Origin of the sequence: Vibrio sp. CJQ_6 (genome assembly GCF_043106745.1) — a bacterium.
Classification (GTDB): domain Bacteria; phylum Pseudomonadota; class Gammaproteobacteria; order Enterobacterales; family Vibrionaceae; genus Vibrio; species Vibrio furnissii.
The window spans coordinates 668,523-690,715 of sequence record NZ_JBICMV010000008.1; the positions used below are offsets into that span (position 1 = coordinate 668,523).

The following is a 22,193-nucleotide window of genomic DNA, read 5'->3' on the forward strand; positions in this document are numbered from 1 at the left end:
GACGGTTTGAACGCTCGCAGCCTGTTGCTGTGAGCGTTTTTATTTGGAGACCAACATGGCCAATGCATTGAGCGCGGAACAAATCGCGACCATTAATCAGTACGACCAAGAGCAGCGCTTTACGTACTGCATCAAAGAAATCGTTGCCAATCAACAGGTGTGGATTCTGAAAGATGAACACGGTTGTGTGATGCTTAACACCGAAGATGATGACTGCGTGCCCGTATGGCCAAACCGTGAGTTTGCCGAAGCGTGGGCGACCGGTGACTGGGCGGAGTGCGAAGCGGAAGCGATTTCACTCAACAAATGGCGCAGCCGCTGGACCAGTGGTCTGGAGCAAGACGATCTGTCGGTGGTGGTGTTTCCAAACGACAATGAAGAAGGTGTGGTGCTGTTCCCTGATGAGTTTGATTTTGAACTGAACAAGCAAAACGCTCGCCGTTAATTACGGCAGCCAGTCATACAAATCTGACGAATGTGATATCTGGACGGCCTGCGCAAGCACGCCGTCTTTTTTATAGCGTTGAATCAGCGTTCGAAGAATCGGGCGAACTTGCTGCTCGCTCATGCCGGGTTTGAGTGCCGGTTCATACAACAGTTTGAGTAGAATCACGTCGAGTGGCGACAGCAGAGAGTCCGGAGTTTTATCGTTAAAAATCGAGGGGTAAGCTTGCTCTGAATCGTTCGGCAGCCCCATCACTTGAGTCACTTCTTCCACCACGCACGCCAGCAATTTACCGTGGCTACGCGCTTGGTCGGCGGGAATCACCACCGCCGCCGAAACAATCTCATGTGTGTCGCTGCGCGTCCGATAATTCCCTAAGCATACGGCGCCATAGATGTGTTTGGCTGCGGCAGCGCCCATTTCACGCTGCACATCGTTTTTCCAATGGGATTGCTGAGTGAAGACCCAAATCAGATTGGCGTCCCGACGATGGGCGACTTGGGTGATGGAGTGACCCGTCACCCAAGCCAAATGTTTGAGCTGCGCCAAGGCCAACGCTTCATGCAGATCGCGATCGGCCACTTTGTGTTCGAACCAGACTTTGATGGGTTGATGCCATTTCACCAGCGGTTTAGCGCCCGCAGCGTATTCGTTACGCAGCGCGACCTGAACAAACGCCTGTTCAATGAATGCCGGGTCTTCCCACGTATTGGCACTCCAGGCCTGCGGCGAAAAGAGCAGGGCAGTCACAACCAGCCAAATACGCATTACTTAAAGCACGGCGCCTTGTTAAAGTGGCTTTCCACCATCCGTTGTGTGATGGGGTGCTGCGGCTCGGAAAGGACTTCAAGTGTGTCACCAAATTCCACCACTTCGCCTTCATGCATCACCATCACTTTGTCGGTAATGTGCTTGATGACCCCAATGTGTTGCGACACATAGATAAACGACACGCCCATCTCTTCTTGTAGCTCTAGAAACAGGTTGATGATTTGCGAGCGCATCGCCATGTCCAAACCATTGAGCGCTTCATCCGCGACGATGATAGACGGTTGCAGGATCAGTGCGCGCGCCAAGCAGACACGCTGCTTTTGGCCAGTTGCCAGCATTTGTGGGTAGAAATACGCATGTTCCGGCAGCAGGCCGACACGTAGCAGCGTATCTTTGACTCGTTTCATGCGCGCTTCGGGTGTCATGTTGGTGTTTCGCTTCAACGGACCTTCCAGAATCCGACCAATCTGAATGCGCGGATTCAGCGAGGTGTTGGGATCTTGGAAAATCATGCGAATCAATTTACAGCGCGTTGAGTAATCTTCGTGCTCTAACAGCTCGCCGTTCACGCGGATTTCACCGCTGGACGGTTCCACCACGCCAGCCAACATGCGCGCCAGCGTTGATTTCCCGGAACCGTTCTGGCCGATAAAGCCGATGGTTTGCCCCGCATCCAACGTGAAGCTCACCGGTTTGACGGCGTGATGCACTTTCTTGCGGAAGATGCCGGAGCGGGTAACGAAGTCTTTGGATAAGTTACTGACTTCTAACAGTGAATCACTCATGACTACGGCTCCATGTTCAACGGAAAGTGGCAAGCAAACTTGTGGTTTTTCACCCAGCGCGTGTGCGGCACTTCAACACATTGACGTTGTGCGTACGGGCAACGTGGGCCCAAACGGCAACCAATGGGTAAGTGTTGCAGCGGGGGAATGGAGCCGGGCAGCGATTGCAATTTCTCTTTGTGGGGAATCCAGTCGCTGAAGTCGGGCATGGCGCGCAGCAGCGCAACCGTATACGGGTGTTTGGGTTCGGCCATGATCTTTTGCGTGTCGGCTGATTCCACCGATTGACCGCAATACATCACGGTAATGCGGTTCGCCCACTGCGTAATGGTGGTCAAGTCATGCCCGATCAGCAGAATCGAGGTATTGTTGACCTGATTCATGCGGCTCAGCAAACGCAGAATCTGCGACTGCGTGATGGGGTCAAGGTCGTTGGTTGGTTCATCGGCAATCAAGAGTTTTGGCTTGGCCGCAATGGCCATTGCAATCATGATTTTTTGACACTCACCATCCGTCAGTTCGTACGGATAACTGCCCATCACACGGCGGTGATCTTTAATGCCGACTTTATGCAGCAGGGCGATGGCTTGACGTTTACGCCAAGTAAATCGCTCCCACCAACGGCCTTCAAAGGTACGAGATGGAATCGATTCGATGAGCTGTTTGCCGACCTCTTCTGACGGGTCAAGACAGGTGGATGGTTCTTGGAAAATCATGGCAATGTCGCGCGCAATCACGCGGCGGCGTTCCCGAGGCGTGAGTTGCAGCAAATCAATATTGCCAAGGCGCATGCGATCGGCAGTGATGCGCCAGTTCTCTTTGCCCACGCCAACGATGGCTTTGGCCACCAAACTTTTACCCGAGCCGGATTCACCCACCAAACCACGGATTTCCCCTTCGTTCATGGTCATGCTCATGCGGTCAACCGCTTTCACAAGACCTTGCGGTGTATCTATCTCAATCGTGAGGTGACGAATATCAAGTAACGGCATCATTCGACTCCTGCATTCAGTGCTTGACGGACGCCTTCGCCCACCAAGTTAATCATGACCACGGTGTACATAATCGCAATCCCCGGCAGTGTGACCGTCCAAGGGGCCAGATAAATCAGCTCGACGGAATCACCCAGAATCGCGCCCCATTCGGTGCTCGGGGCTTGCGCGCCCAAACCCAAAAAGCCCAGCGCCGTGATGTCTAAAATCGCAATCGACAATGCCATGGTGATGTCTGCGGCAATCACGGGCAACACGTTGGGCAAAATGGAGTGCCACAACAGGTACGAATCATTGGCACCATCGAGGCGTGCGGCCATCACGTAATCTTTCTCTACTTCATTATGTACGGCAATGTAGAGCGAACGGATGAATCGCGGGATCAAAGCCAAGCAAATGGCGAGCAGAATATTGAATTCACCAAAGCCAAGGAAAGCGACGAAGATGATCGCCAGCAGCAGCGACGGAATCGACATCACGGTATCCAGCAGGTGATTCAACGTGCTCGACAGCAAACCGCGCGTCATGCCTGCCAAAATGCCGATGCCACAGCCAATCACGGTGGCGATGAGGGTAATGATGACCGCCGCACCAAAGGTAAGGCGCGAGCCATCAATCAGGCGCGACAAAATATCGCGGCCTAAATCATCGGTGCCGAGGAAGTATTCAACGGTGCCGGCAGGATCCCATGAGGGCGGGATCAGTAACTCGCCCGATTGCATGTGTGGATCGTGCGGCGTAATCCAGTACGACGTCAGGGTGACGATGACAATCAACACCAAGCACCACAGGCCAAACATCGCCAAATTGTTCGCTTTATAGCTGCGCCAGAAGCGCTCGAACTGAGTCGGGATATGCTCTTCCTGATACACGCTATTTGTTAGCATACCATTCCTTCCTTACCAGCGGGTTGATCATCGCGCCAATCAGATCTGAGAGAATATTTGCGGTGAGCACCAAAGCGCCGACGGCAATCACGCCAGCTTGAATCGAAACATAATCGCGGTTTGACAAGGCATCCAACAACCAGCGGCCGATGCCCGGCCAGTTAAAAATCGACTCGGTGATGATCGCCAGCGTGAGCATGCTCGATAGCTGAACGCCGAATTTGGGAATGATGGGAGGAATCGCGTTGCGCAGCACATGCTGAATCACGATTTGGTAGTAAGACAAACCTTTGATCCGCGCTGCACGAATGTAGTTTTGGCTCATGATGTCGGCAACGGACGAGCGCATCAGTCGAATGACCTGTGTCGTCGGGGCCAGTGCCAGCACCAAACATGGCAGAATCATATGCTCAATTACGCTTTGCAGGGCGTAGTTGCGATAGGCACCTTTGGCCAAAAACGCATCGATTACCGCAAAGCCCGTCACGTGTTCGACTTGGTAAAGCAGGTCATAACGCCCTGCAACCGGCAGCATTTCATATTGCAGCGAGAACACCATGATGAGCATCAGGGCGACCCAAAACAGCGGCGCAGAATACCCAGACATTGATGTGAACGAGATGAGGGTGTCGAGCCATTTCCCTTGCTTCATGCCAGCAATCGTGCCGATAGGAATCCCCACCAACAGCGACAGAATGAAGGCGATTAAACAGAGTTCCAACGTGGCGGGAAACACCAATGCCAATTCTTCTATAATCGGCACGCCACTTTTGTTGACGCCAAAGTTCAGTTGCAGCAATTCAGAGATGTATTCTGACCAACCCGACCAAAAATCGGCAATGGCCCACGGCGATTGGGGATCAAGCCGCAGCAAGCTGTAGCCAACCAGCGTCAGGATCAGCAAGGTAATGACAAAGAGGTTAAAGCGGCGGACTGTGTAGTTGAACATTATTCCGTAACCCTCTCAACATGATTGAATGGTTCGACGTTGAAAGGGCTGAGACGAAAGCCCGTGAGCGTTTTGTTGTACGCTTTAAACTGCATACCGTGAGCCAAAGGAATCACAGGAAACTCCTGATTCAGAATATTTTGCGCCTGTTTGTAGAGGTTGAGGCGATAGCGTGGTCGTTCCACTTCCAGCGCCAAATCGAGTAAGAAGTCAAAGTCGCTGTTGCACCACATAGCCACATTCAGCCCAGCGCGATTGGCATCACACGACAGCAAGGGGCGCAGGAAGTTGTCAGGGTCGCCCGTGACGCCAGTCCAGCCCGTCAGGAACAGATCGACATACGAACGCTCAGAGAGCTCAGTACGGTCGAGACGATCTTCCGGGATTAAATGCAGCGTCACACCAATATCGGCCAAGTTGGATTGAATCAGTTCGGCGGTTTTGCGTGGGCTTGGATTGTAGGCGCGCGGCTCCAGCGGCACCGACATGGTCAGCTCCAGCCCAGACTCAAACCCGGCATCACGCAGCAGCGCAATGGCGTAATTGCGATCATAACGGACTTGCACGTTGTCTTTTTGATAGGCCCACGACGTCGGAGGAAGAATGTTGTACGCCATGCTGCCCGTTCCGTAGTACACCGAATCAAGGATGTTTTGGCGGTTGATCGCAAAGTTTAGCGCTTTGCGCACACGCACGTCGTTCAAGGCCGGATGAGAGGTATTGACCGCAATAAAGGCGACGTTCATGGCCGGTTTTGAATTCAACACGATGTTGGATTGCTTTTCGATGATTGGAATTTGGCTCGAAATCGGTGAACTCAGCACGTCACACTCATTGCGCAGCAATTTGGCCAAGGTGCCGGTGCCGCGTTGAGAAATATCAAACACCACCTGTTCCATTTTGGCCGGGCCATTCCAGTATCCGTTATGGCGACGCAGGCGCACTAAATCGTGAATCTGATATTCGTCTAGATAAAATGGGCCAGTGCCAACCGGGTGACTATCGATCAACGATTTTTCATCACGCAGGGCGAGTTGCTGAGCGTATTCAGCGGACAGGATGACGGCATGCGTGGTGGAAATATTGGATAAGAAACTGTTGTCGGCACGACTGAGCGTAAATTTTACCGTGTGATCGTCTAGCGCAATTACATCAATCAACAGATTAGAGAAATCGATGCCCACAAACCAAGGGTAGGTGCCGTGGCTGACGTAATGATAAGGATTGGTGGTATCAATGATGCGGCGGAAACTAAACACCACATCTTCGGCATTCAGCGTTCGTGTTGGGGTAAACCATTGCGTGGTTTGGAACTGAACACCCGGACGCAGTTTGAAAACGTATTCGGTGCCGCTACTGTTGACGGTCCATTCGGTGGCCAGATTGGCGATCGGCAAATGGGTTTCAGGGTCGAGTTTAAGCAGCGTGTCGTAAATCTGTGGGCTGAGTGCTTCAGAAGTGATACCGCTATCAACGAGTTGCGGGTTGAATGTACTCGGGCTTCCCTGACCGCAGTAGACGAATCCGCTCTGGCGAATTTTGCTATGGTCGATTTTCTCTCCACAACCTGCAAGCAGGCTAAGGCCGCATAATCCCAGCGTGAGTCGTAATAAAGTTTTCATATTGAAAATGAGTGTGAGAAACGAGGCAAAATTCAGCGCATTTGTGCCTCAAAATCCCGCTAATTTACCATTCTTTGACGTTTGAAACCAAGTGAAAAGGTTGATCTGTCTAGCTAAATCGCCAAGGAAGCTGCGCTTACTCCGACAGATCGCTCAGCAAGTCATATTTTCTGACCATGCCTCGAAATTGATGATAGCTCAATCCCAGCAGCTGTGCGGCTTGCCTTTGATTAAACTTGGCGCATTTAAGCGCATGATTCAACAGCGCCTTATCTTGATCTTCCTGCCACTGTTTGTAGTCCATCGGTAAAGTGAATTCTGCCGAACGATTTGCGTTGGGCTCGGCGCTCGAATCAAGAGCATCTTGGGTTTGAGGGTGCATTGTTGATTCGGAAAGTGTGGGGCGACCAAAAGGGTCAAACACCAGTTGTTCAATGGGATCGTCGCTTGCGCCATGTTGGTACACCGCACGTTCAATCACATTTTTCAGCTCACGCACATTCCCCGGCCAAGGGTAGTCGAGCAGGGATTGAACCGCGTGGTCGGTGAATCCCACAAACATGGGCAGCGACAATTCGCGGCACATGCGAATGGCAAAGTACTCGGCCAGCAGCACAATGTCGTCGCGGCGTTCACGTAGCGGCGGTAAATGAATGACATCAAACGCCAAGCGATCGAGCAAATCGGCACGGAACTCACCGCGCTGCGCCAGTTGGGGAAGATCGGCGTTGGTGGCACACACCAAGCGTACGTTGGCGCTTAGCACCTGCGATCCGCCCACGCGCTCGTATTGGCCATACTCGATCACCCGCAATAATTTTTCCTGCACGGCGAATGGCGCGGTCGCCAGCTCATCCAGAAACAGGGTGCCGCCTTCAGCACGTTCAAAACGCCCTTGATGGCGACCTTTTGATCCAGTAAATGCGCCAGACTCGTGACCAAAAAGTTCAGAATCAATCAACCCTTCGCTCAGTGTTGAGCAGTTCAGCGCCACCAGCGGTTGGTCCCAGCGCTTGGATAAATAGTGCAGCCGTTGGGCAATCAACTCTTTGCCGGTGCCCCGTTCACCCATCACCAGCACCGGACGCTCAATGGGCGCGAGGCGCGACACTTTATCTAAAACAGCCAGAAACGCAGGGGATTCACCAATCAAGTTATGCTGCATGCTTCATTCCTCGCATCGATTCGTCGGGTTGGTTGATCGGGTTGGCGAAATTTACCAATAGTTAGCCAAATTTTTATCAGCATAGTGGAGCCGCCGATATGAATCAACTTAAGTGACTGAAAAATAAAGATTGAAAACTTGGCATGGATATTGGAATGGAGATAGGAAACGCTATGAAGATCGATGGGAAAGATTAGCAAAAGAGGCGGTGAAGCTGCCGCGACCACTTACCACGATTTCTCGGAGTTAGGCCTTGGGCGTAACCCCACAAGATTAAGGAGCACTATCATGGGTATTTTTTCTCGTTTTGCCGACATTGTGAATTCCAACATCAGCGCGCTACTCGATAAAGCGGAAGATCCGGAAAAAATGATTCGTCTCATCATTCAGGAGATGGAAGACACGCTGGTGGAAGTCCGAACCAACTCCGCTAAAGCGATTGCCGATAAGAAAGAGTTGGCGCGTAAAGTCGACAGCATCGATCAGCAAATTGAAGATTGGCAAGCCAAAGCCACGTTGGCACTCAACAAACAGCGCGAGGACTTGGCGCGCGCGGCGTTGATTGAGAAACAAAAATTGCAAAAGGTACTCAAAGGTTTGCATACTGAGCAAACATTGGTTGAGGAAACCATTGATAAGCTAACGGGCGAAATTGCCAAACTGGAAAGCAAGATCACGGAAACGCGCGCGAAGCAGCAAGCGTTGGCGATTCGCAGCCAAGCCGCAAGCAATCGCCGTGATGTGCAGCGCCATTTGCACACCAATCGTACCGACGAAGCGATGGCGAAGTTTGAACAGTATTCTCGCAAGGTGGATGAACTGGAAGCCGAAGCCGATCTGTACGCGCAGTCAGGCCAGGGCAAGTCACTTGAGCAAGAGTTTGCTGAGCTGCAAGCACAAGATGAAATTGAACACGAGTTGGCAAAGCTCAAAGAACAGATGAAACAAGACTAATCAACACCAGTTCACGAATTTAGGAGCGAGCTATGGCCTCATTTTTCATTGCAGGACCTTTGGTTGTTTTTTTGATATTTGTAGCGCCACTTTGGCTGCTGCTGCATTACCGCAACAAACGTAAAATGGAAAACGGCTTGTCACAGGATGATTTCGATGCGCTGCAAGCGCTGTCGCAAAAAGCCAAAGGGCTGGAAGCGCGCATCGACACGCTCGAACGCATTTTGGATGCGGAAGCACCGAGCTGGAGGCGACATTATGAGTAGTCGTGAACTGTATCGCGACCCGTTTAACGGCAAGTTGACGGGCGTGTGCGCGGGCATTGCCAACTATTTCGGTTTGGAAGTGTGGCTGGTGCGCATTCTGGTGATTACAGTTGCGTTGCTGGGCGGTTTCGCGCTGGTGATCATTGCGTATCTGGCGTTGTCATTGATGCTGGAAAAACAGCCTGAACAATATCGTGATTCGCTGCGCAGTCAGCAATCGCACACGTTAAAGAGTAAACCTTGGGAGCAAGGACAAACCGCACAAGCGCTGCTGCAAACGCTCGAACAAGACTTGCACCAAGTGGAGAACCGCGTGCGTCATATGGAAGCATATGTGACATCGGAAGCGTTTAAAGTGAACCGTGAGTTCAGTAAACTATAAGTCATCGGCTCCATCTGAGCGGTATTGGATGCCGCTCTCATTTCCCTGAATTTTCTGTGTGTTTGACGTAGCGATAACCCGCTGATTCACCTATGTTTGATCTATCAATCATCATGGGTGATGAATATGCGCAAAACGATAACTTTCCTAATGGTTTCATCTGCGTTCCTCCACGGATGCAGCAGAGAACTTCCGCCCGTTCCAGAACCGGAATCTCGTCCCGCCAAGTTAACCACCGTCTCGGTGGGCAATAATGAATTTACCCGTCGATTTCCCGCGACCAGTGAAGCGGGTGATCGCGCCGTGTTGGCGTTTCGTGTGCCCGGTCAGTTGCAGTCGATCGATGTGAATGCCGGGCAGGCGGTGAAAAAAGGTGATGTTCTGGCGACCGTGAATCCTGACGAATACGCTTTGTTGGAGAAACAGGCCAAAGCGAATTTCGTTTTGGCGGATGTGCAGTACAAGCGTTATCAGAAACTGCGTCAGGATAAAGTGGTTTCCGAACAAGATTTCGATCAGGCGCAAGCCAATCACAATTCAGCCAGAGCAACGTGGGAACAGGCAAAAGCCAATCTCAGTTACACCCAACTGCTCGCGCCGTATGACGGCACCATTTCAATCATTCCCGCTGAAAACTTTGAATACGTTGCCGCCAAGCAAGGGGTCATGAATATTCAGACCAACCAAATTCTCAAAGTGATTTTCTTACTGCCGGATCGTCTGCTTAATCGCTTTGCCAGCGGCGATGGCAGCGACGTGCAAGCCAGCATGGTCTTCGATTCTTTTCCTGACATGACCTTTCCGCTCCAGTTTCAGGAAATCGATACCGAAGCGGATCCACAAACCGGCTCTTATAAAGTCACCATGGTCATGGAACGACCGACTGATGTGGGCATTTTGCCCGGGATGGCGGGCAGCGTCAAAGCGTCGGTCGCCAAAGGCAGTGCGTCCACCGTACCCGTGACGGCGCTGTTTGAGCAAGACGGTCAACAATTTGTTTGGCGCGTCGACAGTGATGGCGTGGTCAGCCAAGTGCCCGTCGAACTGAATGATCAACGTCAGGTCTTGAACGGGTTGAACGATGGTGACCAAATCGTGATTTCGGGTGTCAGCAGCATTGAAGCAGGCATCAAAGTCCGCGAATGGGTGAAGGAACGGGGGCTATAACATGACGCAGTGGCAAACCTATCTATTGACCTCGCTGGTGGTGCTCGCCGGTTGTGGTCATCCCGACTCAACGCCGCGTGATATGACGCCAAAAGTCAAAGTGGCCAATTTAGGTAACAGTAGCAAAGACAGCCTTTATTTCCCTGCAGTCGCCAATGCTGCCGAGCGTTCTCACCTGAGTTTTCGGGTCAATGGCGAAGTTCGCAAAATCAATGTGAAAGAGGGGGACCGAGTGAATGCGGGCGACGTGATTGCCGAGCTGGATCCGACCGATTACCGACTCGATGTGGATAACGCGCAAGCACGCTATTCGGTGATCGATAGCCAGTATCGCCGTTCCAGTCCTTTGGTGGAAAAAGGCTTACTGGCGAAATCGCAGTTCGATGAAATTGCCGCGCAACGTCAAATTGCCATGGCGGAGCTGGATCTGGCGAAGTTGCGGTTGTCGTTTACCCAACTCAAAGCGCCTGTCGATGGGATCATCTCACGGGTGAATGTTGACCAATTCGAAAATGTGCAAGTGGGCCAGCGCGTGGTCAATATTCACAGCCTCGACGATATCGAAGTGCTGATTCAATTGCCGGATCGCTTCCATGCCACGCAACCCACCACACAGGAACTCTCCAAAGTGCAGGCGCTGGTCAGAGTCCCGAGTGGTAATGAGTATGACGCGCGGGTCAAAGAATTCACCACCGAGCCCGATCCGGCCACGGGGACGTTTACCGTGACACTCACGCTACCGATGCCGGAGAAAGAGTTGATTCTCGATGGCATGGCAGTGGAAGTGACCGCCAAACAGGGCGTGGAGCATTTGAACCCAACCAGCACTGCGGTGGTGCCGGTGGAAGCCATTTTTAATGGGGATGGGGATGCGCTCGATCGCACGCAAAAATTTGTCTGGGTGCTGAATGCAGACAACAGCGTGTCGAAGCATTTAGTACGCTTGGGTAACGCCTCGAAAACACGGGTGCAGATTGTTGAAGGGATTACGGCCGAGGATTCGGTGGTGGTGGCGGGGCTTTCCCGATTACGTGACGGCATGACAGTGAGTGTGGTGAAGGAGATGGCCCATGAGTGAGCAAAACAATAAGCCGCAGACCGACGATGAGATTCAAGGGGTGGCTGCTTACTTCATTCGCAACCGAGTGATCAGTTGGATGGTGTCGCTGATTTTTCTGATTGGCGGCACGGCTGCATTCTTCAATCTTGGCAGACTCGAAGACCCGGCATTCACCATCAAAGATGCAATGGTGGTGACATCGTATCCGGGGGCGACGCCACAGCAGGTTGAAGAAGAGGTCACTTATCCGCTGGAAAAAGCGATTCAGCAACTGACCTATGTGGATGAGGTGAATTCGATCTCCAGTCGCGGGTTGTCGCAAATTACGGTGACCATGAAAAACAAATATGGCCCAGACGATTTACCCCAGATCTGGGATGAGCTGCGCCGCAAGGTCAATGACCTCAATGGAACGTTTCCGCCAGGGGTTAATTCGCCGCAAGTCATTGATGATTTTGGCGATGTGTACGGTATTTTGTTGGCGGTGACCGGTGACGGTTACAGTTATAAAGAGCTGCTGGACTACGTCGATTACCTGCGCCGTGAATTGGAACTGATTGACGGGGTGAGCAAAGTTTCGGTGTCCGGTCAGCAGCAACAGCAGGTGTTCATCGAAATCTCCATGAAACGTATCAGTGCGCTCGGGATTTCGCCCCAAACTGTCTTTAATTTGCTGTCGACACAGAACGTGGTGTCGGATGCCGGGGCCATTCGCATTGGCAGCGAGTACATTCGCATTCACCCGACCGGGGAATTTGACGACGTAGATAAACTCGGTGACTTGATCCTCAACGAAGGTGGCTCCACAGGGCTGATTTATTTACGCGACGTGGCGGAAGTGAAGCGTGGCTACGTGGAAGTGCCGAGCAACATCGTGAACTTCAATGGCAAACTGGCACTCAACGTCGGGGTGTCGTTTGCTCAAGGAGTCAACGTGGTTGAAGTGGGCGAGCGGTTTGACCGCCGCTTGGCTGAGTTGAAATATCAACAACCCGTGGGCATCGATATTTCCGAAATCTACAGCCAACCGAAAGAAGTGGATAAATCCGTGAGCGGCTTTGTGGTCAGCTTAGGCCAAGCGGTCGCCATCGTGATTATCGTTTTGTTATTTTTCATGGGGCTGCGTTCTGGCCTCTTGATTGGGTTGATCTTGCTGCTGACAGTGCTAGGCACGTTCATCTTCATGCAGTATTTCAAAATCGACTTGCAACGCATTTCGTTGGGGGCGCTGGTTATCGCTCTCGGGATGTTGGTGGACAACGCGATTGTGGTGGTCGAAGGGATTTTGATTGGTACGCAGAAAGGGCGAACGCGATTGCAAGCTGCGACTGACATTGTCACGCAAACTAAATGGCCACTGCTGGGCGCGACGGTCATTGCGGTCACCGCGTTTGCTCCGATTGGTTTGTCGGAAGATTCCACCGGTGAATATTGTGGCACGTTATTCACTGTGTTGCTGATTTCGCTGATGTTGAGCTGGTTTACCGCGATCTCCCTGACCCCATTTTTTGCCGATATCTTTTTCCGTGGTCAGAAAGTCCCGCCAAGCGATGAAGAAAACGACCCGTACCAAGGGATGATTTTTGTGCTGTACAAATCGTTTCTTGAGTTCTGCATGAAACGCGCGTGGATGACGATGATGGTGTTGGTTGCGGGCATGCTTGTCAGCTTGTACGGGTTTACTTTGGTGAAGCAGGCGTTCTTTCCATCGTCAACCACACCGATGTTTATGGTGGATGTATGGATGCCGGAAGGCACCGACATTCGTGCCACCAACGACACGTTACAGAAACTGGAACATTGGTTGGCCGAACAAGATGAAGCGGAAGCGGTGACCACCACGGCGGGCAAAGGCTTGCAGCGTTTCATGTTGACTTACTCGCCGGAAAAAAGTTACGCCGCCTACGGTGAAATCACCACGCGTGCAACCAGCTACGACAGCTTGGCACCGCTGATGCAGCGGTTTCGCGCTCACCTGGATGCCAATTATCCGGAAATTAACTACAAGCTGAAACAGATTGAATTGGGGCCGGGGGGCGGCGCGAAGATTGAAGCGCGTTTGGTTGGTTCGGATCCCACTATCCTCCGTGGCATTGCCGCACAAGTGATGGACATCATGTACGCCGATTCGGGAGCCTACAACATTCGTCATGATTGGCGTGAACGCACCAAAGTGTTGGAGCCGCAATTTAACGAAAGCCAAGCACGACGTTACGGCATCACAAAATCGGATGTGGATGAATTCTTGGCCATGTCGTTTTCGGGCAAAACCATTGGCGTGTATCGTGACGGCACCACCTTAATGCCGATTGTGGCGCGGCTGCCAGAAGCCGAACGGGTAGATATTCGTAACATCGAAGGGATGAAAATTTGGAGCCCAGCGCTGAGTGAATACATTCCGCTGCAACAAGTGACACTCGGGTATGAGATGTTGTGGGAAGATCCGCTGGTGGTGCGTAAAAATCGCAAGCGTATTTTGACGGTCATGGCGGATCCGGATTTGCTGGGGGAAGAGACGGCGGCAACGTTGCAAAAACGCCTTCAACCCCAAATCGAAGCGATTCAACTGCCGCCGGGCTATTCGTTGGAGTGGGGCGGGGAATATGAATCGTCTCACGACGCGCAGGAATCGCTATTCCAGACCATGCCGATGGGTTACCTGTTCATGTTCCTCATCACGGTGTTCTTGTTCAATTCCGTGAAAGAACCGCTGATTGTTTGGTTGACGGTCCCGCTAGCGGTGATTGGGGTGACGACGGGCTTATTGGCGCTCAATACGCCGTTTGGTTTCATGGCGCTGCTCGGGTTTTTGAGTTTGTCGGGCATGCTGCTGAAAAACGGCATTGTGCTGCTGGATCAAATCGAGATCGAAATGCATTCAGGCAAAGACCCGTACTTGGCGGTCGTTGATGCATCGCTCAGTCGTGTACGCCCTGTGTGTATGGCGGCCATCACCACCATTTTGGGGATGATTCCTTTGTTGCCGGATATTTTCTTTCGTCCGATGGCGGTCACCATCATGTTTGGTCTCGGTTTCGCGACAGTGTTGACCTTAATTGTGGTGCCGGTGTTGTATAGATTGTTCCACCATGTCAAAGTACCTGATTAAATGAACAGGTATTTCAAGCGGCCTCTTTGAAGGCCGTTTGTGTCAGTGGCGAAAGGACAACAATGACAACACACGATACGACTTGCGCGTGGGCGATGAACCATCCGTTGGAACGTGAATATCACGATGCAGAATGGGGAAAGCCAGTACACGACGACCAAACGCTGTTTGAATTTCTGACTTTGGAAGGCGCGCAAGCCGGGCTGAGTTGGATCACCATTTTGCGTAAACGAGAAGGTTATCGACAGGCGTTTGAAAATTACGACATTGCCAAGTTAGCGCAATACGATGAATCGCATGTCGAAGCGATCATTGCGGGTTACGATGTGGTGAAACACCGTGGCAAAATCGCTTCGGTTTTTTCCAATGCGCGAGCCACGTTAGCACTGCAAGCTGAGTTCGGTTCGTTGGATGCTGCACTCTGGCAGTTTGTGAACGGGCAGCCGCAAGTGAACCACTGGACGGAGATGAGTCAAGTACCGGTGTCGACCGAAGCGTCCAAAGCCATGAGCAAATTTCTGAAAAAACGTGGCTTTAAATTTGTGGGCGAAACGATCTGTTATTCGTTTATGCAAGCGATGGGATTGGTGAACGATCACTTGGACAATTGTCCGAAGAAATAGTGTGAACGATCGGCATTGAGAATCGACATTGAAAAAGGGAGCATGGCTCCCTTTTTTGCCTTCATCGGCGCTTGTTATTTCTGCGCCTGCTTCTGAAGCGGCTTATGCCGTCGCTTCATGTTCGAGAATTACGGCGTTGTAACGCGCCAGACCCGCTTCTAGATCCGCAATCAAATCGTTCACATCTTCCAGCCCAATGTGTAGGCGAATCAATGTGCCTTCAAAGTTTGGATTAGCGATAGTACGTAAGCTGTTGAAGCTCTTGGGTTCGTTGGCCAGAATCAGGCTTTCGAAACCGCCCCATGAATAGCCCATGCTAAAGTGCTGCATGCCATCCAGGAGCGCTGTGGTCGCTTTGGGATAACTGCTTTTTAGCACAAATGAGAACAAGCCATTGCCGCCGGTGAAATCACGTTTGAAGATGTCGTGCCCCGGACAACTTGGCAGCGCGGGGTGGCGCACATGGTCCACTTCTGGACGTTCTGCCAGCCACTGCGCCACTTTCAAACTGTTTTCAGCGTGCTGACGCAGGCGGACGTCTAGCGTGCGAATGCCACGCAGCCCCAAATAAGCGTCATCGGGTGAAACGCATTGGCCCATCAGGTAGCTCTGCTCACGCAGTTGGTCCCAGTATTTCTCACTGGCGACTGCGGTGCCCAACATCACATCCGAGTGACCCACGATGTATTTGGTTGCCGCTTGAATTGAAATGTCCACGCCATGCTCAAAGGGGGAGAAGTTCACGCCTGCACCCCACGTGTTATCGAGCATCACAATGATGTCGTGTTCGTGAGCGATGCGTGCCAGCGTCGGAACATCTTGCACTTCCATGGTGATCGAGCCGGGTGATTCGGTGAACAACACTTTGGTGTTCGGCTGGATCAAAGTACGAATCTCTTCACCAATCATCGGATCGTAATAGGTGGTCTCAACGCCGAATTTCTTCAGAATTTTGTCACAAAAATCGCGGGTGGGTTCATAACAGGTATCCACCATCAATAGATGATCGCCGGATTCTACAAACGAAAGAATCGCGTTGCTGATGGCTGCTGTGCCGCAAGGGTAGAGCGCGCACCCTGCGCCGCCTTCGATGTCGACCATCGCGTCTTGAAAGGCAAAATGAGTCGTGGTGCCGCGACGTCCGTAGAATAGAGTTTTGTTGGCGCGGTTAATGGTCGCGTGGTTTTTCTCTGCGACGGTATTAAATACGACGGTTGAAGCCCGTTGTACGGGCGGGTTGACCACGCCGTTCGTCCATTTTTTATTGCGGCCGGCGGTGATGAGTTTGGTCTTTTTGCCTTCTGACATTTGCGATCCTTGTCTGGAATTACGAATGTCCTATTTAAAACATGGAGCTGCATTTAAATGCAACCCCATGGCACAAAAAGATTAAAGAAGCGGGTTGAAAAGGTAGAACAGGCGTTCTAAGAAGCGATGTCCCAGCGAGCGCGTCTCCCACGTCTCGTGATCAATGGCGCGTGATTGCTCGATATAGTTTTGCTGTTGCCAGTAAAGTTGTTGTGTGAACTCTTCGTCATCCACGGCCAACGTCACTTCAAAGTTGAGCCATAAACTGCGCATGTCGAGGTTGACCGTACCAACCAGACAGAATTGGCGATCAATGACCACCGATTTGGTGTGCAGCAGGCCGCCATGAAATTCATAAATTTTCACGCCCGCTTCCAGCAGTTCGCCATAGAAGGCGCGCGACGCCCATTGCACCATAAATGAATCGTTCTTTTGCGGAATGATCAGTTCAACATTGATGCCACGTTGTGCGGTCATTTTTAGTGTGGCCAGCAAATCGGCGCTCGGGACGAAATATGGCGTGGTGATGCGTACGGAGGCATTGGCCTGATTAATGGCAAGGGTCAGCACCTGAGAAATCAGATTCTCTGGCATGCCAGGGCCGGAAGGCACAACTTGCACGGGGTGCTTGGGCATGCGTGGATCCAAACGGCATTCCGGCACGTTTGGCATTTGCCGCTCACCAGTTTCAAATTCCCAATCCCAACAATGGATGGCAGATAACACGTTCACCGACGGGCCGGTAATGCGCACCATAATATCAATCCACTGACCAACACCGGAATCTTGTTTGAAGTATGCCGGATCGACCAAGTTCATTGAGCCGGTGTAGGCAATGGTGTCGTCGATGACGATAATTTTGCGGTGTTGGCGAAGGTCGAGGCGACGCAGGAAAATACGCCATGGGCTCACTTCCAAGGCTTGAATCACCTGAATGCCCGCATCTTGCATCATGCTGTACCAGTGGCTACGAAAGAACCTCGGGCTGCCTGCTGAATCGAGTAGCAGTTTGACGTCGACGCCGCGCTTCGACGCTTGGATCAGCGCAGAAGCCACGGAATCGGCAAGGCCGCCCGGGTGCCAGATGTAAAACACCATGCGGATGCTGTGCTGCGCTTGTTCTATGTCTTCAATAATGGAATGCAGAATTTCGTTGGGCGAGTTTTGCAGTGACAGCGTGTTGCCGCTTAGTGCGGGAATGCCCATGCGATGGTTACACAGTTCATCAATTTTATAGATGTGCGCGCCCACGCCTTCCAGTGTGTGGGCTTGGCAATCGTTCAGTGAACGGAACCATGTTCCAAAGGGCTTAAACATTTCTTTGGCACGTTCAGCGCGCTTGCGGCCTAAATTGAGTTCGCCAATGAGGAAATAACAAATCACGCCGACAATGGGCAGGATGTAGATCACCATCAACCAGGCCAGTGAAACACTCACCGCGCGTCGTTTTAATACGACACGAAGCGTGACCCCTGCGACCAAGAACCAATATATCGCGATGCCCGCGAGCGTTAAGAAGTGATAAATCTTATCCATGCGTCAACTTTTGTGAAAAACGTCTTCTGGGATAGTAAAGCGAAAGCATAAGGGAAGAAAGGAAACGACCGAAAATAATATGAAACAAATGCCACAGATTAGTTGCTAATTGTGTATCAAGGCAGAGAGAAGTAATGGTCGTGAGCTTAAAAAAGCAACAGATAATCTATAAAAAGACAGATATAGACGCAAAATAGACTGTTCGGGCTTCCAATTTTATTCTTAAACTGGTCTACTTGCTACACCTCTGATGTGAGTCGGATTTTTTGTGGTTGTACATTTTATTTTACACCCGTATTTGGCCACACTCAGCACAACAAATTAGATTGGTAGTAAGTAGCATGGCGAGTAGTTCACGCGGTCAATTCACTTCACGATTTGGCTTCATTATGGCAGCAGCGGGTTCCGCTGTAGGTCTTGGTAACGTTTGGGGATTCCCCACACAGGCAGCAAGTAACGGCGGCGCAGTCTTTTTGATTGTGTACCTTTTGATGGTGTTCCTGTTGGCATTTCCCATGCTGGTCGCGGAACTGACCATTGGTCGTTACGGTCAATCCAACCCAATTCGTTCGTTCAATGCGGCATGGCCAAAAGGCAAAGCGGGCGCAATTCTGCTCGGCGTGATTGGCATGATTGTCGTGTCGCTCATTCTCAGCTTTTACGCGATCGTGGCCGGCTGGTTGGTCGGCTCATTCTTTAACAGCGGTTTGGATCTGTTTGGCCTCGATAGCGCAGGTCACTGGCTGACCACTTTTGGCACGGAACGTAACCTTGTGCTGATGATTGCCTTTATGGCACTCACCATGTTCGTGGTGCGCAACGGTGTGGCGAACGGGATTGAGAAGTGGTCAACGCGTTTGATGCCTTTGCTGTTCGTACTGTTTGGTCTGCTGACGATTTATATCTTCACGCAGGACGGCGCATGGGAAGGTCTGAAAATGTATCTGGTTCCAGACATCTCTCACTTCACGCCAAAATTGGTGGTGAGCGCGATGGGTCAGGCTTTCTTCTCGCTGTCTCTGGGTGTGTGTGTGATGACCACGTACGGTTCTTACCTGAAGAAAGACACCAACTTGCCAAAAACAGCGGCGCAAGTGGCGCTGATTGATACCGGCGTTGCGTTCATTGCGGGTCTGATGGTGTTGCCAGCGATGTTTGTGGCGAAACACAACGGCGTGCAGATTTTCTCGGACACGGGTGAGCTGCTGAACTCTGATACCTTGGTGTTTACGGTTCTGCCGGCCATGTTTGATACCATGGGTGTGATGGGCGCGGTGATTGGCTTGGTGTTCTTCCTGCTGATGATCATTGCTGCGTTAACTTCATCTATCTCGATGCTGGAAGTGCCGGTGGCGTGTGCGACGGAAGAATTGAAGCAGAGCCGCACGACCGCGGTGCTCTGGATCGGCGGTCTGGTGACCATCGTCTCTGCGGTCATCGTGATGAACTTCTCAAGCTTGTTTGGCTTGGTGATTCAGTTCACTACCGTTTACTCACAACCAATCATTGCACTGTTGATTACGCTGCTGGTGGGTTGGATTTGGAACCGTAACCAGATTCTGAATGAACTGAAACAGGGTTACCCAGAGATTGAAAACAGCTGGTTCTGGAAAGTTTGGCCAATCTACGTACGTCTTGTTTGTCCGGTACTGATGCTGCTGGTGTTCTTCGCGTAAACACGACAAGATTGAAATGAAAGCCACTTGGGGAAACCCAGTGGCTTTTTTGTTTTCTATTCCGAACCTTGTTTTATAGACCGAACTTGGTTTTACACACCGAATGCGCGCCGATTCGAAGTGCTTGCGCTTCCTTTTGTTAAATGATAGCTATTATCATTAAATGGTAATAAGGCTTTCATGAGACGTTAAGGAGTCTGACATGACACGAGAATCTCGGATCGAAAAAGACAGTATGGGCGAAGTACGAGTTCCCCAAGATGCCCTGTATCAGGCGCAAACGCAGCGCGCGGTGGATAACTTTGCCATCAGTCGTTACACCATGCCGCAGCCGTTTGTTCAGGCGCTGGCGTACATTAAGCAAGCTGCGGCGGTGACCAATGCGCAGTTAGGACTGCTGGAAGGGGACATTGCAGTGGCGATCGATGAAGCGGCGCAAAGCATCATTGATGGTCAGTACCTCGACCAGTTTCCCATCGATGTGTTCCAAACGGGTTCTGGCACCAGCTCGAATATGAATGCCAATGAAGTTATTGCGACGCTGGCCTCTCAACATTTGCATAGTACGGTGAGTCCAAACGATCACGTTAACATGGGGCAAAGCAGCAACGATGTGGTGCCCACCGCCATTCAGGTGAGCTGTACGCTGGAAGTGGAGCAGCGCTTATTGCCTGCACTGACACATCTCAGTACGCAACTGGCCGCAAAAAAACAGAGTTTAGCGAACGTGGTGAAAACCGGGCGCACACACTTGATGGATGCCATGCCGATGACCTTTGAGCAAGAGCTGGGGGGATGGCAGGCGCAGATCGACCATGCGAGACACAACATCATCCACGCCATGACCGCTGTGAAAGCGCTCGCGCAAGGCGGCACAGCCGTGGGGACGGGGATCAATGCTGATCCACGTTTCGCCGCAGCGTTTGCGGATAATTTATCGCAGGCCACGCGTCTATCGTTTGTGCCAAGTGAGAACTTCTTTTTTAACCTCAGCAGTCAGGATGCGATTGTCGCGTTGTCTGGCCAATTGAAAACTACGGCGGTGGCGATGATGAAAATCGCCAACGATCTGCGCTGGATGAATTCAGGCCCGCTGGCGGGTATTGGCGACATTGAATTGCCAGCATTACAACCGGGCAGCTCCATCATGCCGGGGAAAGTCAATCCGGTGATCCCGGAAGCAGCCGCCATGGCGTGCGCACAGGTCATCGGCAATGACACCACCATCACCGTGGCTGGGCAGGCGGGGAATTTCCAGCTCAACGTGATGTTACCCGTGATTGCGCATAACATTCTGGAGAGCATTGAGTTGCTCGCCAACAGCGCTATTGCGTTGGCGGATAAAGCGATTGCGGGATTCATCGTCCGCGAGGATCATATCAATATTGCGCTGGGCAAGAATCCGATTCTGGTCACTGCGCTCAATCCGGTGATTGGTTATCTCAAAGCGGCAGAAATTGCCAAACAAGCCTACAAAGAAGGTCGGCCAATTATCGATGTTGCAGCGGAGAAAACGTCGCTGACTCGCCAAGAGCTCGAACACTTGCTTGACCCGGCGACGCTCGCCAAAGGTGGCATTGTCGAGTAACCGCAGCGGCTCAAATGTGGCTCTGATAATGGGCAGCGAAAAGCGACCCAGGTTGGAGCCGCGCCTGCCCTCTATCACGTTTCGCACGACAAAACGGTGAATTGACCAGCAACCGAAACGGTTTGAACACGCTTTCAGCGCCCAGCGGTGGATGCATGGCTGACCTTTCACGCCAATTGAGTATAATGAGCGTCCATTTTTGCGAGGTCGTATGTTCGATATACTCTTAACCCACCCTGATTTTCTGCTGATCAACAAGCACCCGAATGTGTCCGTCCATAAAGACGATGGTGACACGATGTTGCTGCAGGAAGTGGCGAAACAAAGCGGTGATGCACAGCTATATTTGGTGCACCGATTAGACAAAATGACGTCGGGCATTTTGCTGCTCGCGCGCAATGCCAAAGCCGCCAGTGAGTTGTCGAAAAGCTTTGCTGAGCGTCAGGTTGAAAAGTTCTATTTGGCGCTGGGCAGCAAAAAGCCGAAAAAGAAGCAGGGCCTGATTAGCGGCGATATGGAGCGTTCACGTCGTGCGTCGTGGAAGCTGTTGACCTCACAAACCAATCCGGCAGTCACGCAGTTTTTCTCTTTGGCTGCCGAGCCGGGCGAGCGTCTATTTCTGTGTAAACCGTACACGGGCAAAACGCATCAGATCCGTGTGGCGCTCAAATCTGTCGGCTCCGGTATTGTCGGTGATCCGATCTACAATGCGGGAAATCAGGCCGACCGTGGCTATTTGCACGCGTTTGCGCTGCGATTTTCGTACGCAGGCGAGACGTACCAATGGGTATGCGATCCGCGCCATCAACCGGCGCTGGGCGAAAAATGGAACAGCGATATTGTCAGTCAGGGCATTGAATCCTGGCTAGAACCCTGGTCACTTAGTTGGCCCTCAGTGAAAAAGTAAA

The 22,193-nt window shown here is 51.7% G+C and carries 20 protein-coding genes; 11 read left to right on the forward strand and 9 right to left on the reverse strand.

Features of this window, described 5'->3' with window-relative positions; genetic code table 11:
- The first annotated feature begins 55 nt into the window (after positions 1–55).
- Positions 56–445, forward strand: coding sequence for a DUF2750 domain-containing protein (locus ACF8PK_RS05265; protein ID WP_004725503.1), 390 nt, complete (start codon positions 56–58; stop codon positions 443–445).
- Here the strand turns inward: ACF8PK_RS05265 and ACF8PK_RS05270 are convergent, their stop codons facing one another.
- From ACF8PK_RS05270 to pspF, 7 genes are all read right to left on the reverse strand, one after another.
- On the reverse strand, positions 446–1,213 hold the full coding sequence (locus ACF8PK_RS05270; protein WP_392440385.1) for a DUF2927 domain-containing protein: 768 nt from the start codon (positions 1,211–1,213) through the stop codon (positions 446–448).
- Positions 1,213–2,001 carry an ATP-binding cassette domain-containing protein gene (locus ACF8PK_RS05275; RefSeq protein ID WP_154181262.1) on the reverse strand — a complete coding sequence of 263 codons (789 nt, stop codon included), beginning with the start codon at positions 1,999–2,001 and terminating at the stop codon, positions 1,213–1,215. Before ACF8PK_RS05275 ends, ACF8PK_RS05270 begins: the two co-directional genes overlap by 1 nt.
- Positions 2,002–2,003: 2 nt before the next feature.
- Positions 2,004–2,993 carry an oligopeptide/dipeptide ABC transporter ATP-binding protein gene (locus ACF8PK_RS05280; protein WP_038151042.1) on the reverse strand — a complete coding sequence of 330 codons (990 nt, stop codon included), beginning with the start codon at positions 2,991–2,993 and terminating at the stop codon, positions 2,004–2,006.
- Positions 2,993–3,880 carry an ABC transporter permease subunit gene (locus tag ACF8PK_RS05285; protein ID WP_004725509.1) on the reverse strand — a complete coding sequence of 296 codons (888 nt, stop codon included), beginning with the start codon at positions 3,878–3,880 and terminating at the stop codon, positions 2,993–2,995. The genes ACF8PK_RS05280 and ACF8PK_RS05285 overlap by 1 nt, the downstream gene beginning before the upstream one ends.
- On the reverse strand, positions 3,867–4,829 hold the full coding sequence (locus ACF8PK_RS05290; RefSeq protein WP_004725511.1) for an ABC transporter permease subunit: 963 nt from the start codon (positions 4,827–4,829) through the stop codon (positions 3,867–3,869). Before ACF8PK_RS05290 ends, ACF8PK_RS05285 begins: the two co-directional genes overlap by 14 nt.
- Positions 4,829–6,451, reverse strand: coding sequence for an ABC transporter substrate-binding protein SapA (sapA, locus tag ACF8PK_RS05295; RefSeq protein ID WP_014204927.1), 1,623 nt, complete (start codon positions 6,449–6,451; stop codon positions 4,829–4,831). Before sapA ends, ACF8PK_RS05290 begins: the two co-directional genes overlap by 1 nt.
- Positions 6,452–6,587: 136 nt before the next feature.
- Positions 6,588–7,616 carry a phage shock protein operon transcriptional activator gene (gene pspF / locus ACF8PK_RS05300; RefSeq protein ID WP_392440389.1) on the reverse strand — a complete coding sequence of 343 codons (1,029 nt, stop codon included), beginning with the start codon at positions 7,614–7,616 and terminating at the stop codon, positions 6,588–6,590.
- Positions 7,617–7,904: 288 nt separating this feature from the next.
- Here pspF and pspA point away from each other — a divergent pair, with 288 nt between their 5' ends.
- The 7 genes from pspA (at position 7,905) to ACF8PK_RS05335 (ending at position 15,177) form a co-directional block, all read left to right on the forward strand.
- Positions 7,905–8,570, forward strand: coding sequence for a phage shock protein PspA (gene pspA / locus ACF8PK_RS05305; RefSeq protein WP_004725518.1), 666 nt, complete (start codon positions 7,905–7,907; stop codon positions 8,568–8,570).
- A gap of 32 nt (positions 8,571–8,602) precedes the next feature.
- Positions 8,603–8,836 (forward strand): envelope stress response membrane protein PspB, encoded by a 234-nt coding sequence (gene pspB / locus ACF8PK_RS05310; RefSeq protein WP_004725520.1) that lies wholly within the window; start codon positions 8,603–8,605, stop codon positions 8,834–8,836.
- Positions 8,829–9,218 carry an envelope stress response membrane protein PspC gene (pspC, locus tag ACF8PK_RS05315; protein WP_392440392.1) on the forward strand — a complete coding sequence of 130 codons (390 nt, stop codon included), beginning with the start codon at positions 8,829–8,831 and terminating at the stop codon, positions 9,216–9,218. The genes pspB and pspC overlap by 8 nt, the downstream gene beginning before the upstream one ends.
- 126 nt (positions 9,219–9,344) lie before the next feature.
- Positions 9,345–10,385 (forward strand): efflux RND transporter periplasmic adaptor subunit, encoded by a 1,041-nt coding sequence (locus ACF8PK_RS05320; RefSeq protein ID WP_392440394.1) that lies wholly within the window; start codon positions 9,345–9,347, stop codon positions 10,383–10,385.
- A gap of 1 nt (position 10,386) precedes the next feature.
- The gene (locus ACF8PK_RS05325; RefSeq protein WP_232657884.1) at positions 10,387–11,463 is read left to right on the forward strand and encodes an efflux RND transporter periplasmic adaptor subunit; all 1,077 of its coding nucleotides are present in this window, start codon (positions 10,387–10,389) and stop codon (positions 11,461–11,463) included.
- Positions 11,456–14,554, forward strand: a complete 3,099-nt coding sequence (locus tag ACF8PK_RS05330) for an efflux RND transporter permease subunit (protein WP_392440396.1) — start codon at positions 11,456–11,458, stop codon at positions 14,552–14,554. Before ACF8PK_RS05325 ends, ACF8PK_RS05330 begins: the two co-directional genes overlap by 8 nt.
- 62 nt (positions 14,555–14,616) lie before the next feature.
- Complete coding sequence (locus tag ACF8PK_RS05335; protein ID WP_004725529.1) at positions 14,617–15,177, forward strand: DNA-3-methyladenine glycosylase I; 561 nt, start codon at positions 14,617–14,619, stop codon at positions 15,175–15,177.
- 102 nt (positions 15,178–15,279) lie between these two features.
- Here ACF8PK_RS05335 and ACF8PK_RS05340 read toward each other — a convergent pair whose 3' ends face one another.
- The gene (locus ACF8PK_RS05340; RefSeq protein WP_004725531.1) at positions 15,280–16,485 is read right to left on the reverse strand and encodes a cystathionine beta-lyase; all 1,206 of its coding nucleotides are present in this window, start codon (positions 16,483–16,485) and stop codon (positions 15,280–15,282) included.
- 81 nt (positions 16,486–16,566) lie between these two features.
- Positions 16,567–18,021, reverse strand: coding sequence for a cardiolipin synthase (cls, locus tag ACF8PK_RS05345; RefSeq protein WP_014204933.1), 1,455 nt, complete (start codon positions 18,019–18,021; stop codon positions 16,567–16,569).
- Between the two features lie 341 nt (positions 18,022–18,362).
- Between cls and ACF8PK_RS05350 the strand changes: the two genes are divergently transcribed.
- The 3 genes from ACF8PK_RS05350 (at position 18,363) to ACF8PK_RS05360 (ending at position 22,192) form a co-directional block, all read left to right on the forward strand.
- Positions 18,363–19,697: a sodium-dependent transporter gene (locus ACF8PK_RS05350; RefSeq protein ID WP_014204934.1), complete on the forward strand. Its 1,335-nt coding sequence runs from the start codon at positions 18,363–18,365 to the stop codon at positions 19,695–19,697.
- Between the two features lie 202 nt (positions 19,698–19,899).
- On the forward strand, positions 19,900–21,285 hold the full coding sequence (locus ACF8PK_RS05355) for a class II fumarate hydratase (RefSeq protein ID WP_392440399.1): 1,386 nt from the start codon (positions 19,900–19,902) through the stop codon (positions 21,283–21,285).
- A 211-nt stretch (positions 21,286–21,496) separates the two neighbouring features.
- Complete coding sequence (locus ACF8PK_RS05360) at positions 21,497–22,192, forward strand: TIGR01621 family pseudouridine synthase (RefSeq protein WP_392440401.1); 696 nt, start codon at positions 21,497–21,499, stop codon at positions 22,190–22,192.
- The last annotated feature ends 1 nt before the right edge of the window (position 22,193 follow it).